General features: G+C 69.1%; 17 protein-coding genes. 9 read left to right on the top strand and 8 right to left on the bottom strand.

Annotated elements, in window-relative coordinates; translation table 11 throughout:
• A partial coding sequence (locus VE172_RS02305; protein WP_324796573.1) for an alpha/beta fold hydrolase occupies nucleotides 1-244 on the top strand: 244 nt, incomplete at its 5' end.
• Here VE172_RS02305 and VE172_RS02300 read toward each other — a convergent pair.
• On the bottom strand, nucleotides 189-818 hold the full coding sequence (locus VE172_RS02300; RefSeq protein ID WP_324796571.1) for a TetR/AcrR family transcriptional regulator: 630 nt from the start codon (nucleotides 816-818) through the stop codon (nucleotides 189-191). The genes VE172_RS02305 and VE172_RS02300 overlap by 56 nt on opposite strands.
• An 89-nt stretch (nucleotides 819-907) precedes the next feature.
• Between VE172_RS02300 and VE172_RS02295 the strand changes: the two genes are divergently transcribed.
• The 3 genes from VE172_RS02295 to VE172_RS02285 all read left to right on the top strand — a co-directional run bounded on the left by VE172_RS02295 (nucleotide 908) and on the right by VE172_RS02285 (nucleotide 3,575).
• Nucleotides 908-2,134 (top strand): cytochrome P450, encoded by a 1,227-nt coding sequence (locus VE172_RS02295; RefSeq protein WP_324796568.1) that lies wholly within the window; start codon nucleotides 908-910, stop codon nucleotides 2,132-2,134.
• A gap of 81 nt (nucleotides 2,135-2,215) precedes the next feature.
• Nucleotides 2,216-3,022 (top strand): alpha/beta fold hydrolase, encoded by an 807-nt coding sequence (locus tag VE172_RS02290; RefSeq protein WP_324796565.1) that lies wholly within the window; start codon nucleotides 2,216-2,218, stop codon nucleotides 3,020-3,022.
• 1 nt (nucleotide 3,023) lies between these two features.
• Nucleotides 3,024-3,575, top strand: a complete 552-nt coding sequence (locus VE172_RS02285) for a TetR/AcrR family transcriptional regulator (protein ID WP_324796563.1) — start codon at nucleotides 3,024-3,026, stop codon at nucleotides 3,573-3,575.
• Here VE172_RS02285 and VE172_RS02280 read toward each other — a convergent pair.
• Complete coding sequence (locus VE172_RS02280) at nucleotides 3,564-5,312, bottom strand: heparinase II/III domain-containing protein (protein ID WP_324796558.1); 1,749 nt, start codon at nucleotides 5,310-5,312, stop codon at nucleotides 3,564-3,566. The two genes, VE172_RS02285 and VE172_RS02280, sit on opposite strands and share 12 nt — an antisense overlap.
• Nucleotides 5,313-5,350: 38 nt before the next feature.
• Complete coding sequence (locus tag VE172_RS02275) at nucleotides 5,351-6,343, bottom strand: hypothetical protein (protein ID WP_324796555.1); 993 nt, start codon at nucleotides 6,341-6,343, stop codon at nucleotides 5,351-5,353.
• Nucleotides 6,344-6,462: 119 nt separating this feature from the next.
• Between VE172_RS02275 and VE172_RS02270 the strand changes: the two genes are divergently transcribed.
• From VE172_RS02270 to VE172_RS02255, 4 genes are read left to right on the top strand one after another with little or no spacing between them, the layout of a single operon-like run.
• On the top strand, nucleotides 6,463-7,128 hold the full coding sequence (locus VE172_RS02270; protein ID WP_324796552.1) for a MerR family transcriptional regulator: 666 nt from the start codon (nucleotides 6,463-6,465) through the stop codon (nucleotides 7,126-7,128).
• Entirely contained in the window at nucleotides 7,128-7,709 is a 582-nt protein-coding gene (locus tag VE172_RS02265) for a GrpB family protein (protein ID WP_324796549.1), read from the top strand. Before VE172_RS02270 ends, VE172_RS02265 begins: the two co-directional genes overlap by 1 nt.
• A 2-nt stretch (nucleotides 7,710-7,711) precedes the next feature.
• The gene (locus tag VE172_RS02260) at nucleotides 7,712-8,059 is read left to right on the top strand and encodes an MmcQ/YjbR family DNA-binding protein (protein ID WP_324796546.1); all 348 of its coding nucleotides are present in this window, start codon (nucleotides 7,712-7,714) and stop codon (nucleotides 8,057-8,059) included.
• Nucleotides 8,060-8,079: 20 nt separating this feature from the next.
• The gene (locus tag VE172_RS02255) at nucleotides 8,080-8,889 is read left to right on the top strand and encodes a spermidine synthase (RefSeq protein WP_324796543.1); all 810 of its coding nucleotides are present in this window, start codon (nucleotides 8,080-8,082) and stop codon (nucleotides 8,887-8,889) included.
• On the opposite strand, the gene mscL is transcribed toward VE172_RS02255, so the two are convergent.
• The 4 genes from mscL to VE172_RS02235 all read right to left on the bottom strand — a co-directional run bounded on the left by mscL (nucleotide 8,873) and on the right by VE172_RS02235 (nucleotide 12,404).
• On the bottom strand, nucleotides 8,873-9,259 hold the full coding sequence (mscL, locus tag VE172_RS02250; protein ID WP_324796540.1) for a large conductance mechanosensitive channel protein MscL: 387 nt from the start codon (nucleotides 9,257-9,259) through the stop codon (nucleotides 8,873-8,875). The two genes, VE172_RS02255 and mscL, sit on opposite strands and share 17 nt — an antisense overlap.
• 48 nt (nucleotides 9,260-9,307) lie before the next feature.
• On the bottom strand, nucleotides 9,308-10,279 hold the full coding sequence (locus tag VE172_RS02245; RefSeq protein ID WP_324796538.1) for a helix-turn-helix transcriptional regulator: 972 nt from the start codon (nucleotides 10,277-10,279) through the stop codon (nucleotides 9,308-9,310).
• 127 nt (nucleotides 10,280-10,406) lie between these two features.
• Nucleotides 10,407-11,168 carry a PE-PPE domain-containing protein gene (locus tag VE172_RS02240; RefSeq protein ID WP_324796536.1) on the bottom strand — a complete coding sequence of 254 codons (762 nt, stop codon included), beginning with the start codon at nucleotides 11,166-11,168 and terminating at the stop codon, nucleotides 10,407-10,409.
• Nucleotides 11,169-11,435: 267 nt separating this feature from the next.
• Complete coding sequence (locus VE172_RS02235) at nucleotides 11,436-12,404, bottom strand: sigma-70 family RNA polymerase sigma factor (protein WP_349258224.1); 969 nt, start codon at nucleotides 12,402-12,404, stop codon at nucleotides 11,436-11,438.
• Between the two features lie 344 nt (nucleotides 12,405-12,748).
• Between VE172_RS02235 and orn the strand changes: the two genes are divergently transcribed.
• Complete coding sequence (orn, locus tag VE172_RS02230; protein ID WP_324796531.1) at nucleotides 12,749-13,345, top strand: oligoribonuclease; 597 nt, start codon at nucleotides 12,749-12,751, stop codon at nucleotides 13,343-13,345.
• 65 nt (nucleotides 13,346-13,410) lie between these two features.
• On the opposite strand, the gene infB is transcribed toward orn, so the two are convergent.
• Nucleotides 13,411-15,397: translation initiation factor IF-2 (infB, locus tag VE172_RS02225; protein WP_324796528.1), on the bottom strand; the 1,987-nt coding region annotated here is incomplete at its 5' end.

The following is a 15,397-nucleotide window of genomic DNA, read 5'->3' as shown; positions in this document are numbered from 1 at the left end:
GGTGGACGGCATCGAGGGAGAGTTCGACCTCGCCGACATCACCGCGCCGAGCCTGCTGGTGTCGGGCGCCCACGACCTGCCCGACTTCGCCGAGATCGCCGACCACCTGCACGCCGTCATCGACGGATCGCGTCGGGTGCGGCTGGACTGGGCGGGTCACCTTCCGAATCTGGAACGGCCCGCCGAGTTCACCGAGCTGATTCGCGGGTTCCTCGCCGAGCAGCGGGGCGCCACGTCCGCGTGAGGATGTCCAGCGTGTCGTCCAGGGCGCGGTCGAGCGGCTCGCCCGCCCGCGAGGCACTGTGGACGGCGGCGAAGATGGCGCCGACGACGGCGCCCACCAGGACCTCGGCCTCGCGGTGGCCCAGCGTCGCGGCATAGGCGCGGTGCAGCGCCGCGGCGATGCCGTGCTGTGAGTCGAAGGTGCGCCGCAGCGTGGGCGCCTGTAGCGCGGGTTCGGTGGTGATGAGGCGGATGCGGATGGCCTCCAGCTCGCCTCCGGGGGCGCGGGTGCCCGCGTCGGCCGTGGTGGCGCGCACGGCATCCGCGAGCGCCTCGACGGGGTTGCGGCCCGCCGCGAGGGACTCCAGCCGTTGGCTGATCTCCTCCAGCAGCACGCCGCCGTCGGCGAAGATCACGTCCTCCTTGGACGCGAAGTGGTTGAAGAACGTGGCGGGCGAGACCTCGGCGGCCGCGGCTATCTGGTTGACCGTGGTGTCGGAGTATCCGCGGCTGTCGAAGAGGCGGTAGGCGGCATCGATCAGCGCGGCCCGGGTGCGCTGCTTCTTGCGGGCCCGCAGTCCCTGGGGTTCCTCCATGCCCTCATCCTACTGAAGCTCTAAAGTTAGAGTGACTCTAAATTTAGAGCTACTCTAGTGAAAAACCATCCTCGTTTGGAGCGACGGACATGACCTTCACACCCGACATCCCGCTCGACGGCCTGCCGATCCCCCGCGACGCGGGCTGCCCCTTCGACCCACCCGGCGCCCTGACTCAACTGGCCGCCGACAGGCCGATCGGACGCATGACCTATCCCGATGGCCACCTCGGCTGGTTGGTCACCGACCACGCCCTGTCCCAGCGGGTGCTGGCGGACCCGCGGTTCTCCCACCGCGTCGAGCTGCGCCACGCCCCGGTCCAGGAAGGGACGCTGCCGACCGACGACCGCTCCACCCCGCCGGGCTTCTTCGCCGTGATGGACGCGCCCGAACACACCCGCTATCGGCGCCTGCTCACCGGCTACTTCACGATGCGGCGGATGCGGCGGCTCGAGGCGCGCATCTCCGAGATCACCGAGCGGCACCTCGACACCATGGCGCGCGCCGAGCCGCCGGTGGATCTGGTGTGCGCGTTCGCCCTGCCGATCCCGTCCCTGGTGATCTGCGAGCTGCTCGGCGTCCCCTACGCCGACCACGGGCGGTTCCAGGCCATCACCGCGCGCCTGGTGTCCACGCGGGAGGATCCCGACTCCCAGCACGTCGCCATGCGGGACCTGCACAGCTATCTCGCCGATCTGGTGCGGCGCAAGCATTCCCACCCCGACGACGGAATCCTGTCGGCGTTGGTCGACGGCGGCGAGCTCGACGACACCGAGATCACCAGCATCGGGATCATCCTGCTGGTCGCCGGGCACGAGACCACCGCGAACATGATCGGGCTGGGCACCTGGGCGCTGCTGCGCCATCCCGAGCAGCTGGCGAGGCTGCGTGCCAATCCCGATCTGATGGACGGCGCCGTGGACGAGCTGCTGCGCTATCTCACCATCGTCCAGTTCGGTCTCCATCGCGCCGCCCTGGAGGATCTCGAGCTGGGCGGGCAGGCGATCGGAGCCGGGGAGACCGTGACCGTGGCGGCCTCGGTCGCCAACCGCGACCCGCGGGTGTTCGGCGGCGGCGACCGCCTGCTCGTGGAGCGCGACAACGCCCGCCGCCACCTGGCGTTCGGCCACGGCATCCACCAGTGCCTCGGGCAACAGTTGGCGCGCATCGAATTGCGGGTCGCCTACTCCGGTCTCCTCGGGCGCTTCGAGGGGCTGCGGCCGGCCGTCGACGACGCCGAGATCCCGCTGCGGGAACGCGCGTTCACCTACGGCGTGCACCGCCTCCCCGTCACCTGGGACTCCGTCACCGAGTGACGCACATCACGTCGGCGATGCTTGACCTCCTTGGCTAATGGTATTAGCTTTTCAGCTATGCCCAATAGCCAAGGAGCCGTCATGAACACCCAGACCCTCACCCTTCCCGAAGGCACCATCGCCTACGAGCTCACCGGCCCCGCCGACGGACCGCTGGTCGTGTGCGCCCCCGGCATGGGCGTCACCCGCTCGACCTTCCGCTACCTCGCCCCGACGCTGGCCGACGCCGGCTACCGCGTCGCCACGATGGACGTGCGCGGACACGGCGAATCCAGCCTGGGCTGGAACGAATACAGCCCCACCGCCGTCTCGCACGACGTCGAGGCCCTGGTGCGCGAGCTCGGCGGCCCCGCCGTCGTGATCGGACACTCCTTCGCCGCCAAGTCGGTCTCCCAGCTGGCGTCCCGCGAGCCCGGCCTCGTGAGCGCCATGGTGATCGTCGGACCGGCCGTCGAACACTCCAAGCCCGGAGCGTTCCTCGGCACCGCCGCCAAGATGATCACGGGAAATGCTTCACTGTGGACGATGTACGTCAAGTCCCTGTACCCCGGCGACAAGCCCGCCGACTTCGCCGAGGACATGGCCGCGCTCAAGGCCAGCCTGAGCCGCAAGGGAGGCGCCAAGCCGGTGCGCGCCCTGCTGGACTCCTTCCCCGAGGACCCGAAGGTCGACCTGTCCACCGTGACCGCCCCGACCCTGATCGTCATGGGCACCAAGGACGGCGACCACTCCGACCCGACCGCCGAGGCCCACCGGATCGCCTCAGAGCTCGGCGGCCCGACCACCGTGGAGCTGTCCGAGGGCTCCGGCCACTACCCGCACGTCGACAACGCCAAGACCGTCGGCCCCGTGGTGGTCGGCTTCCTCAACGGGCTCAAGGAGAACTGAGATGCCGCGCGCCGGACTGTCGCCCGACGCGGTGGTGGACGCCGCGCTGGAGGTCACCGACGCCAACGGGCCCGAGACGCTCACCCTGGCGGCGGTGGCCTCCCACGCCGGGGTCGCCACGCCCTCGCTGTACAAGCACATCAGCTCGCTCGCCGAGCTGCGGCTCATGGTGGCGGCGCGGGTCGCCAACCAGCTCGGCGACGCCGTCACCGCGGCGGTGCTGGGCCTGGGCGGCGCCAAGGCCGTCGCGGCCTTCATGCGGGCCTGGCGACGCTACGCCCTGGATCACCCGCCGCGCTACCGCTCGATTCCGCAAAGCGGCGGCGACTACGCGCCGTGGGTGGAGGCGTCCCAGCGATCGCTGGGGGTGCTGTTCCCGATTCTGGACGCCTGCGGCGTCACGGGCGTCGACGCCGTCCACATGGTGCGCGGCATCCGCGCCGCCGCCCACGGGTTCGTCGTCGTCCAACTGTCCGAGGGTTTCCAGCTGGGAGCCGACGTCGACGAGAGCTACGAGCGGCTCATCGCCGCGGTGACGGCGTCACTGCCCTGAGGACACCTCGAAGGCGAAGGCGCGCTCGGCCGCCGTGGTTCCCTTCAGCCGCAGGCGATACACCGTCTCGGGCTTGGCGCGGTGGTCGAAGGTGTCGATGGTCTCGACGCTGACGTCCCAGTCGCCGCCGAGCTCCAGCCGCACCACGGCCGCGCCGGTTCGCCACTCCACCGCCCCGTCGGCCACGCGCGGGGGCACGCGGCACATGAACAGCTCCTCCAGCGGCGATCCCCGGCGCCCGAAGCGATCCGTCACCTCCAGGCGCCCGCGCCGGTCGTAGTCGAAGCCGCGGCGCACCTCGAGGCCGCCGTACGCCGCCGACGCGTCCAGCGCCAGGTGAATCCCGCTGTCGTCGGACCGAAACTCCTCCACGGTGGCCGCCGCGTCGGCGCCGACCCGCTGTTCCACCCCGTCCACCACGGGAACCGAGTGCCCGGCGGCGGAGTTGTGCAGCGCCCGATACCTGTTGGGCCCGAAGTAGTCCGCGTCGTACACGCCCGCACCCAGGTCGGCCAGCACCTGGACGCCGTCGACGGCGAGGATGAAGCTGCCCAGGTCGAGGTGGTTGTGGGGTTCGTCGTTGTGGCCGCCCTTGGCGGCGAACATCACCGCCGCGGAGCCGACGTCGCCGCGGTCGATCACCCACGCGAGGTCGGGCAGCCAGGTGGTGCCGCGCGGCACGGCGCCGCCGATCACCGCGGGGTCCGTCCACAGCAGGGTGCGGGTCAGGTGCGCCCAGCGATAGCAGTGGTCGTCGTCGAAGGACGACAGCCGGGTGATCTGCGGCAGCCGCACCCCCAGGCGATCGCGCACCCGCGACATCAGGCCCGTCGGCGGCACGGCGCCTCCGGGGTCGTCGGAGAAGCTCACGCAGCGCCCGTCGCCGAAGTCCACCGCGGCGGGGAAGGCCGCGACCTTCTCGGTGCCCGCCAACAGATCCATGCCCGTGCGTTCGCGCAGCGCCTCGGCGTAGTACGCGAAGTACCCGTAGCCGTAGACCCAGTAGCCCATGCCCTCGGGGCAGCCGCCGTCGGCGGTGAAGCCCGACAGGAACGCCGCCATGGTGTCCTGCACGCGGTGCAGGATCGCCGCCAGCCGCAGCGGGTCGTCCTCGATGGCCAGCGCGGCCATCCCGATCGAGCCCGCGCACACCGCCGCCCAGTTGTTGGTGCCGGTCTCCCACCAGCGCGCCCGGGGCTCGTCGGCGAAGGCGTCCAGTACCCGGTGGCGGACGTTGTCGATCACCCTGCGCCGCACCGGTTCCTCGAGATCGTCGCCCGCCGCGGCCACGATCTCGGACAGCGCGTGGGCGGTCTCGGCGGCGAACAGGTCGATGCAGCGGTGGTATCCCAGGTCCAGCGTGGTGTTGAAGCGGTGGTGGGCGGGGACCGCCCAGGAGTACTCGTCGCAGATCGCCCACAGCACGTCCGACAGCCGCGCGAAGTTCTCCTCGCCGCCCTCGGCCAGCGCCACGACGGCGGTGGAGTTGAGCCTGCGGCGGCGCGCGAAGTAGCGTCCCTCGAAGCCGTAGCGGTCTCCGTCGTGGACGTAGGTGCGAAACAGGCGGTACGGCAGGTCGGGCAGCGGTTCCGCGCTGGCGGCGTCGGCGCGCAGCTCGGCGACGAGCCCGGCCAGGTCGGCGCGCCCGAAGACGGACGCCAGGGCCGCCCGATCGACGGCCGATCGGGCGGCGGGGGCCTGTTGGGCGGCGGCGATGATCTCGGAGTAGCGGTACACGGCGGCTCCTGCGAGGCATTGGCAAGCGTTTGCTCAGCCTAGCTCGCCCGCGCCGGCTCTTCCTGCTCCCTCGCCGCCGAAGGGGCGTCGGGGACGCGTGATCCCTTGCGCAGCACCGTGACCAGCGCCCCGGCGACGATCGCGACCAGCACCGCGAGCCCGCCGACGGTCGCCGCGCCGGGCCGCAGCAGCGGCTCGTCGTCCAGCGCCTGCCACGTGACCAGGGCGGTCAGCCCGGCGTAGGCGAAGGCGGCCACGCCGATCAGACGGGTGCGGGTGGCCTCGTCGGCCAGGCGACCCGAGCGGCGCCCCGCCCACCACGCCAGCACCAGCGCCAGCACCGGCAGGATCTGAAGGCCGTGCATGCCCACGAAGTGCGGGATCCGCAGGTCGCCGTGGACGCTGCTCCAGCCCAGGATCGGCAGTCCGGGGCCGCCGTCGGCGGCGTTGACGGTGTGGGCGCCGATCATCTTGGCGCCGTCGGCGATCTGGCCGGGTTTCGGGCCCAGCATCAGACCGGCCAGCGCCATGCCCACCAGGGAGATCACCGATCCCAGGCGCAGGCTCCAGGTCAGTGCGCGGTCGCCGATCGGCTGCCGCCACAGCATGATGGACGCCACCAGGGTGGCCGTCCACAGCACCACCACGGTGGCGCCCATGATCTGGAAGACCAGCGCGTCCAGGGGCGTGGTGTTGTTGAAGTGGCTGGCGTGGCCGCGGATCACCTGGCCGACGATCGCCACCATCTCGATGGTCGAGGCGGCCACGATGACGGTGCCCACCCACCACACGAAGCGGGGCGCCTTGCGCACCATGGGAAGCAGGATCGCCAGCGTTCCTCCGTAGAAGATGAACGACAGCGAGAACTTCAGCGGCTTGGCCCAGGCGGGCGCGCCGGTGATCAGGCGGTCGTCGACGAGGAGGCCGACGGCGGCCACCAGCGCGGTGATCACCATGGCGGCGGTGTACCAGGCCAGGGGCTTGTGCAGGCGAGTCAGTTGGAACGGATAGTGGCGCTGTCTGTTATCCATAGTTTCACTATCCATGATCACGTGACGAAGCGCAAGTACGCGGCGCGATATTTTGGATATTTCCGCTATCCGTATCGGGTTATGCTGACGTTCGGCCGAAGTCGAGCACTGGAGGGGCGATGCGCATAGCGGAACTGAGTCGGCAATCAGGGGTGCCGATCCCCAGCATCAAGTACTACCTGCGCTCCGGGCTGCTGCCCGCGGGCGAGCGCACCGCGCCCAACCAGGCCGACTACGGCGAGACCCACCTGCGGCGCCTCAAGCTGATCCGCGCCCTGATCGACGTGGGGGGACTGCCGATCGCCTCGGTGCAGGAGGTGCTCACCGCGCTCGACACCGACGCGCGCACCCTCAACGACGCCATGGGCATGGCGCTGGAGCCCGCCTACGAATCCAAGCGGCCCGAGGAGGCCTCCACCATGGAGCGGGCCCGCGCCACGGCCATGCGGGTGGTGTCCGAGCACGGCTGGCAGATCCGCGAGTCCTCGGCGAAGATCGAGCTGCTGGTGTCGGCGATCGCGGCGATGTACCGGCTGGGTTCGGACGTCGACGAGGTCATCGACCTGTACGCCGACATGGCCGGGCGGATGGCCCCCGCCGAGGTGGCCTGGGCCGCCCGCGCCGCCGACGTCGACACCGTCGCCGAGCGCGCCGTCATCGGCACCTTCATCGGCGCGGCCATCTTCAACGCGATGCGCGTCATCGTGCACGAAAGCGTCTCGCACCAACAATTCGACATCCCGACCGAGGTGGGCTCCGATACCGCGGCGGAAGGGAGGCCCTGATGTCCACACCCGATTCGCGGCGCGACGACTACATCGCCTCGGTCATCGTGGGCGACGGCGCCGACGCCCGGCGCCCCGTCGTGGTCGTCGACTACGACCCCGCGTGGCCCGCGATGTTCGCCGCGCTGGAGGAGCGGATTCGCGCCGCCCTCGGCGGGGCCGTGATCGCGCTGGAACACGTCGGCTCCACCTCGGTTCCGGGCCTGGCGGCCAAGCCGATCATCGACATCGACCTGACGGTGCCCGATTCGGCCGACGAGGCGTCGTACGTGCCCGCCCTTGAGGCGGCCGGGTTCGCCCTGCGGGTCCGCGAACCCGACTGGCACGCCCACCGCATGCTGCGCGGCACCGGCCCCGACTGCAACCTGCATGTCTTCTCCCCCGGCGCCGAGCCGCCCGTCCGCGACCTGATCCTCCGCGATCGCCTGCGCGCCCACGACGCCGACCGCGACCGCTACGCCGAGGTCAAACGCGAACTCGCCAAGCGCGAATGGACGTACGTCCAGCACTACGCCGACGCCAAGACCGGCGTCGTGCGCGAGATCCTGGCCCGCGCCGGGTACCACCGGCCGTTGGACTAGCGATGACACCCGATGAGCTCAAAGACGCCCTGCTGCGGCTGCCGGGCGCGGTCGAGGAGTTCCCGTTCCCGCGCTACCCCGACGTGTCGGTGTTCAAGGTGGGCGGCAAGATGTTCGCCATCTCCACACTGGACGAAGAGCCGCTGTCCGTGGGCCTGAAGTGCGACCCCGAGCTGGCCGTCCAGCTGCGCGACACGCACCCCGAGATCATCCCGGGGTATCACCTGAACAAGCGGCACTGGAACACCGTGCGCCTCGACGGGGACCTGCCGCCCGACTTCGTCGACGAGCTGATCACCGATTCCTACGACCTCGTGGTAGCCAAGCTGCCCAAGCGATCGCGGCCGTGAACCCGCGGCATTGTTGAGTGATGCGCACCTATGTGGCCCCGTCGGATGACAACCCCGACATCATGATGCTCGTGGTCGGCGACACCGTCCAGTCGAGTGTGGACCTTTCCGACCCGACCCACCTGGTCGACGAGTACACCCAGCACCTGTCGATCCTGCTGGACGTGGCCGCCCCGTCGCGCCGGCCCCTGCGGGTGCTGCACCTGGGCGCCGGCGGCCTGGCCCTGGCCCGCTATGTCGCGGCCACCCGGCCCGGCTCCTACCAGCAGGCGGTCGACATCGACGCGGACGTGGTGGAACAGGTGCGAAGGCTCGCACCGCTCGCCAGGGGGGTCAGGGTGAAGGTGCGCATCGGCGACGCCCGCGAGCAACTGGCCGCCGCCCCCGACGACTGCTACGACGTCATCGTCGCCGACGTCTTCTCCGGGCCCTTCGTGCCCGCGCACCTGACCACGGTGGAGTTCCTCGCCCAGGTGGCGCGGGTGCTGCGCCCGGGGGGCTGCTTCGGCGCCAACGTCTGCGACCGCAGGAGCTCGCTGTTCAGCCGGGGCATGGCCGCCGCGGTCGGCGAGGTCTTCGCCGACGCGGCGGTGCTGTCCGAGCCCGGCGTCCTCAACGGGCGGCGCTTCGGCAACGTGCTGTTGTTCGGCGCCGCGGGCGGGCTGCCGGTGGCCGAGATCCAGCGCCGCTGCGCCGGGTCCACCTTTCCCTATCGCGTCCTGCACGGACGGGAGTTCGAGCGCTTCCTGGGCGGCACCCCGGCGACCACCGACGCCACCGCCGTCCGCTCGCCCGAGCCGCCGCCCAGCCTGTTCAGCCCGCGGAGTTAGAGCGGCGGCGCAGCTCGTCGCGGATCTCGCGCAGCAGAATGATGTCCTCGGGGTCGGGCTTTGCCTCCTCGGCCCTCTTGAAGCGCTCGGAGACCTTGCGCACCGGCAGCACCACGACGAAGTAGATCACCGCGGCGGTCAGTATGAAGGTGATGATCGCGTCGATGAACGTGCCGTACGTGAAGTCGACGCCGTTGACGGTGAACTTGCCGCCGGTTTCGGCGCCGCCGGTGACCAGGGTGACCAGGGGGTTGAGGAATGCCTTGGTGAAGGCTCCGACCAGCGCGGTCATCGCGGCGCCCATGACCACCGCTACGGCCAGATCGACAACGTTTCCGCGTAGCAGGAAGTCCCGAAATCCTCGAATCATGGCGACCACCTTCTCATGCTGTGAGCGTGGACACCCGTGCGGCTCCCGTCACAGCCAACCGCGGCGGGCCGCCTGGGCCCCGGCCTGGAAGCGCGTGGTGGCGCCCAGGTGCTCCAGCAGCGCGCCGATGTGCCGCACGATGGTGCGCCGGGACAGGCCGAGTCGCCGGGCGATCGCGTCGTCGCCGGCGCCGCTGGCCATCAGGGTGAGGATCTCGCGCTCCCGCGGGCTGAGTTCCTGATTCAGCTGGGCGAGATTCACCGGCACCGCCAGACGCCAAAGAGATTCGAATAGCTCGATCAATACCCGCAGCAGGCTCGATTGGTGAATCAGGATGGTGACCAGGACGCCCTTGGCGCTGTCGGGAGGGTCCAGTGGAAGAATCGCCACATCCTCGTCGACAATGGAGAGTTTGATCGGCGGTTGGGACAACACCCGCGCGCTCTCCCCATTGGCGACCAGCCGCCGCATGCTCGCATTGCGCATGGGGGCGTCGCTTTCGGAGTCCTGATAAATGGTGCGGTATTCGACGCCACGCGCCATTTGTTCCGACTGAAGGATTTCCTGCCGAGTGATCTCCGCCTCGTCCCAGTAATAGGGCGGGCGATCAATTGCCAGCACCCGACCGCGCGCCCGCCGCTGGATCTCGCCAAAGCGTTGGAAACACCCGTCGACGCCGTGCACCAGCTCCATGTCCATGGCGTCGGTGGGCTGCATCCGGGTGAACCGGAACGCCGCCGTCAGGCGGGATTCCAACTCGTGCAACTGGGCCCTGCGGTCATCGAACGCCCGCAGGATCTCGGCGGCCACCACGTCCGGGCGGCGGGCGTCCCAGACCTCCTCGTCGGGATTCACCGTAATCACCGCGCCGACCCGTTTGAGTTCCGCAAGGGAATCACGGACCTCGGTTTCGGCAATTTCGGTGCGCTTGACTATCGCGCTCACCGAACTGCACGGAGCCGAAACCAATGACTGATATACCCGTCCGGGGTTCGAATCGGGATCGAATGCGTCAAACACTTTTTCCGCCGTCCTATTGCCTGGGCATAGGCGAGGTTAGAGCAAGATCACGCTGCGGTCCAGTTACCCACCGGTTTAACGCGATGATGGGCCATGCCGCGGCATGGCCCATCATCATCGGGAAGGATTAATGCCAGAAGACCTGATTCTGGGCTTCGGAGGAAATCGTGCTTTCGATGATGCCGTCGTCGGCGGGGTATTTCGGGTGCTGCTCGAAGAACCCCTTGAAGGAGTCCAGGGAGGTCGCGTCGCACACGCCGTCCGAGTGGATGCAGTGCCGCTCCACCGGGATGCCCGGCAGCTCGGCTGGGGCGGGACCCGGGGAGACGATGCCCGCGATGTTGGTGCCGGCGGGAACCTTCGCCCAGATCCCTGTGTCGGGCTGCCGCGGGTCGGCGTAGAGCTTGCCGGACATCAGCTCCGCGGGGATGTCGGTCTTGCCGCCCGCGATGCGCTCCAGAACCCGGTCGCCCACGTCGGCACCCTGCGAGTAGCCGGCCACGGTGATCGTGGCGTCCGGCTCATTGGCGTGGATGTCCTCGATGGCCTTCATCGTGGCGTCCACGCCCTGCTTGACGCTGTCCTCGTAGCTCGGGGCGCCGGGTCCCGGGATACTGCCGTCACCGGCCTGCAGCGGTCCGAAGCTCGCCGGGTAACAGATCTTGACGGGCTTGCCTCCCGCCAGATTGTCGTTGGCGAAGCCGAAGGTCTTGGTGCAGTCGGGTTGCGCCAGCGCGGCCCCGGTGCCGCCGATCTCGACGTAGTAGTGGGACGCGGCGCTCGGGCCGCTGTCGGCGAAGGCGAGGGGAACGCCGACGGCGACCGTGCCCATCGCCACGATGCTGGCCGCCGTGATGGCGACGGTGCGCTTTTTGGCGCGCAGTCTCATAGAAGTCCTTCCTGGAATGTTCGGGCGCGGCGAGCGCGTCGCGCTCGCCGCACGACCGCCGCTCGTCAGATCGGGCGGCTCGGATGGCCCGATCGGTGGACATACGGCGATACCGGTGTAGTCAATGTGGCACGAGCGCAGGGTGGTGGCAATGTCGCCCGGCTGGCGTACCTGGGCATTGCCCAGATTCGCCACGCACGACAAAGGCGGCAGCCGGTGAAACCGACTGCCGCCCTCCTGGCTAAAGCTATGTACTACATGGACGAACTATGCCGCCGCCCCCATGCGGCGTTCGTTGTTGAATCCCCCGTCGCTGGCCAGCTCCTTCAGCCGGGCCAGCGCCTGGATCTCCAGCTGACGAATCCGCTCCCGCGACAGCGCGAAACGGTGCGCCACCTCGGTGAGCGAGTGCTCCCGGCCGTCCTCCAGCCCGTAGCGGGCCTTGACGATCCCGGCGGAGCGCTCGTCGAGGTGACCGAGCATCATGTCGATGCGCTCGCGTTCCATTCCGGCGATGACCACGTCTTCAGGGGTGGGCTCGTCGGAGTCGGCGACCAGGTCGCCGAGGTTGGTGTCGCCGTCATCGCCAATTGGGGTGTCCAACGACACAGTGTCCTGAGACCAACGGATCAGCTCGTTGACGCGCTCGACGGTGACGCCCAGCGCGTTGGCGATCTGCTCGGGCTCGGGGTCGGCGCCCAATTCGCGGGTGAGTTGACGGGCGGTGTTGCGCATCCGGTTGACGTCCTCGACCAGGTGAACCGGAAGCCGAACGGTGCGTTCCTGCTGGGCGATCGCCCGGCTGATCGCCTGACGAATCCACCAGGTGGCGTACGTGGAGAACTTGAAGCCTCGCTGGTAATCGAACTTCTCCACCGCCCGCACCAGGCCGGTGTTGCCTTCCTGGATCAGGTCGAGCATGGGCATGCCGCTGCGGACGTAGCGTCGAGCGATCGACACCACCAACCGCAGGTTGGCCTTGATGAACTGTTCCTTGGCTTTTTGGCCGTCGAAGACCAACCGGCCTAGTTCCGTCGCCGAGACCCCCTCCGGCAGCGTCTCCTCTTCAATCAGGCGCTGCGCGTAAAGGCCGGCCTCCACGGCCTTGGCGAGATCCACTTCGGCCGCCGCGTCGAGCAGCGGCGTCTTCGAGATCTCGTGCAGGTACACACCGACCAGGTCTCGCTCTTCGGCAACCTCGTCTGTGCGAATCGCAGTCGTCGTTTCTACGCTCAAGGTCTCCTCCAGCCTTCTCGTCCCCCACCGCACCGGCGGTTACCTGTCATAACAGTGAACCCGGCGCGTTGATTCCGCGATCGGCTTCCAGCTTTGGAATCAACACCAACTTGGTGGTAGCTTCGGTCCGTTAGTACGACGTCCGGTACCGGTTGGTATGACATCCGTGCGAAATCCATCACTTCTATCGGGTGAGTCGCGACGTTGCGGACTCTTTCTACATACAGGTACACGCGCTGTACCGGCAAAAGGTTGACAGTCGATATCAATAGGGCGTCGATCACGCCGCGCACCCCGTCGGCTCCGATCCGGAGGCGTGAACCATCCCACGTATGGTGGGCGGCATGAACGATCGACTGGTGTGGATTGACTGCGAGATGACCGGCCTGGACCTGGCCCGCGACGCCCTCATCGAGGTCGCGGTGCTGGTCACCGACAGCGACCTCAACGTGCTGGACGACGGCCTGGATCTGGTCATACACACCGAGGACTCCATTCTGGATGCCATGGTGGACGTGGTGCGGGACATGCACGCGTCCTCCGGTCTCACCGAGGAGGTGCGGGCGTCCACCCTGTCGGTGTCGCAGGCCGAGAAGCAGGTGCTGGACTACGTGCGCACCCACATCCCCGAGCCGGGCACCGCCCCGCTGTGCGGCAACTCCATCGGCACCGACCGGGGCTTCCTGGCCCGCGACATGCCCGCGCTGAACGCGCACCTGCACTACCGGATGGTGGACGTGTCGTCCGTGAAGGAACTCACCCGCCGCTGGTATCCCCGGGTCTACTTCGCCCAGCCCGCCAAGGGGATGGCGCACCGGGCGCTGGCCGACATCAAGGAGAGCATCCGCGAGCTGGCGTACTACCGGCGCGCGGTGTTCGTGCCGCAGCCGGGGCCCGGCGTGGACGAGGCCACCGCGATCGCCGCGAGCCTGGATTCCTGAACCGGCGACGAGACAACGCGAAGGGGGCGGGCCGATCGGCCCGCCCCCCTGCTACGTGATCGGGATCAGTCGCGAACCTTCTCGCGCATCTCCCAGGTCTCGATGACGTCGCCCACGGCGATGTCGTTGTAGTTCTTCAGGGTGATACCGCACTCGAAGCCCTCGCGGACCTCGGTGGCGTCGTCCTTGAAGCGCCGCAGCGAGGTGATCTCCAGGTTGTCGGACACGACCGCGCCGTCGCGCAGCAAGCGCGCCTTGGTGTTGCGCTTGATGACGCCGCTGCGCACCATCGAACCGGCGATGTTGCCGAACTTGGAGGACCGGTAGACCTCGCGGATCTCCGCGCTGCCCAGCTCGATCTCCTCGTACTCCGGCTTCAGCATGCCCTTCAGGGCCGCCTCGATCTCGTCGATCGCCTGGTAGATGACCGTGTAGTACCGGATGTCGACGTTCTCGCGAGCCGCCATCTCCTTGACCCGGCCCTCGGCCCGGACGTTGAAACCGATGATGGTGGCCGTGGAGTCCGAGGACGCGCTGGCCAGGTTGACATCGTTTTCGGTGATGGCGCCGACGCCGCGGTGGATGATCCGCAGCTGGACCTCTTCGGGGATGTCCAGCTTGACCAGCGCCTCTTCCAGCGCCTCCACCGAACCGGAGCCGTCACCCTTGATGATGAGCGACAGGGTCGCCTTCTCACCCTCGGCGATGCGCTCCATGAGCGTCTCGAGCGTGGCCCGACCCACCCGCGTGGCCTGGAGGGCCGCGCGACGGCGCGCCTGGCGCTGCTCGGCGATCTGGCGGACCGTCCGGTCGTCGTCGGCGGCCAGGAACGTGTCGCCGGCGCCGGGCACCGCGGTCAGACCCTGCACCTGCACCGGACGCGACGGGGTCGCCTCCTTGACGCGCTTGCCGAACTCGTCGAGCATGGCGCGGACGCGCCCGTGGGCACCCCCGGCCACGATCGAGTCGCCGACCCGCAACGTTCCCTTTTGGACCAGAACGCTGGCCACCGGGCCGCGTCCCTTGTCCAGGTGGGCCTCGATCGCGACGCCCTGGGCGTGCCCGTCGACCGGAGCGGTGAGCTCCAGCGAGGCGTCGGCGGTCAGCAGGATCGCCTCCAGCAGCGCCTCGATGTTGGTGCCGGGCTTGGCGGCGACGTTGACGAACATCGTCTCTCCGCCGTATTCCTCGGCCACCAGTCCGTACTCGGTGAGCTGCTGGCGCACCTTGTCCGGGTTGGCGCCCTCCTTGTCGATCTTGTTGACCGCCACCACCACGGGGGCGTCGGCGGCCTTGGCGTGGTTCAGCGCCTCGATGGTCTGGGGCATCACGCCGTCGTCGGCGGCGACCACCAACACCACGATGTCGGTGACGTTGGCGCCGCGGGCACGCATGGCGGTGAACGCCTCGTGGCCCGGGGTGTCGATGAACGTGATCGCCCGGTCCTTGTCCTCGTGCTCGACGTGGACCTGGTAGGCGCCGATGTGCTGGGTGATGCCGCCGGCCTCGGACTCGACCTTGTTGGTGCGCCGGATGGCGTCCAGCAGTTTCGTCTTACCGTGGTCGACGTGACCCATGACGGTCACCACCGGCGGGCGGGCGACCGCCTCGCCGTGGTCGGACTCGTCCTCGAGGTCGATGCCGAACTGCGCCAACAGTTCGCGGTCCTCTTCCTCCGGCGACACGATCTCGACGACGAAGCCCAGGTGCTCGCCGAGCAGCTGCATGATGTCGTCCGACACCGACTGCGTGGCGGTCACCATCTCGCCGAGGCCGAACAGCTCCTGCACGAGCGAACCCGGCACGGCGTTCACCTTGTCGGCGAAGTCCGAAAGGGATGCTCCACGGGGCAGCCGGATGGTCTGGCCCTGGCCGCGCGGCGCGCCCGAACCCATGGTCGGGGCGGAGAGGTTGTCGTACTCCGCCCTGCGCTGCCGCTTCGACTTGCGGCCGCGCGCCGGGCGTCCGCCCGGTCGGCCGAAGGCTCCAGCCGCGTTGCCGCCACGGCTGCGGGCTCCGCCGCCGGGACGGCCGCCGCCGCGGAATCCTCCG

Origin of the sequence: Stackebrandtia sp., from assembly GCF_035643755.1 — a bacterium.
Classification (GTDB): domain Bacteria; phylum Actinomycetota; class Actinomycetes; order Mycobacteriales; family Micromonosporaceae; genus Stackebrandtia.
The sequence above is the reverse complement of the archived record's forward strand: the minus strand, read 5'-3'. Positions and strand labels throughout refer to the sequence as shown.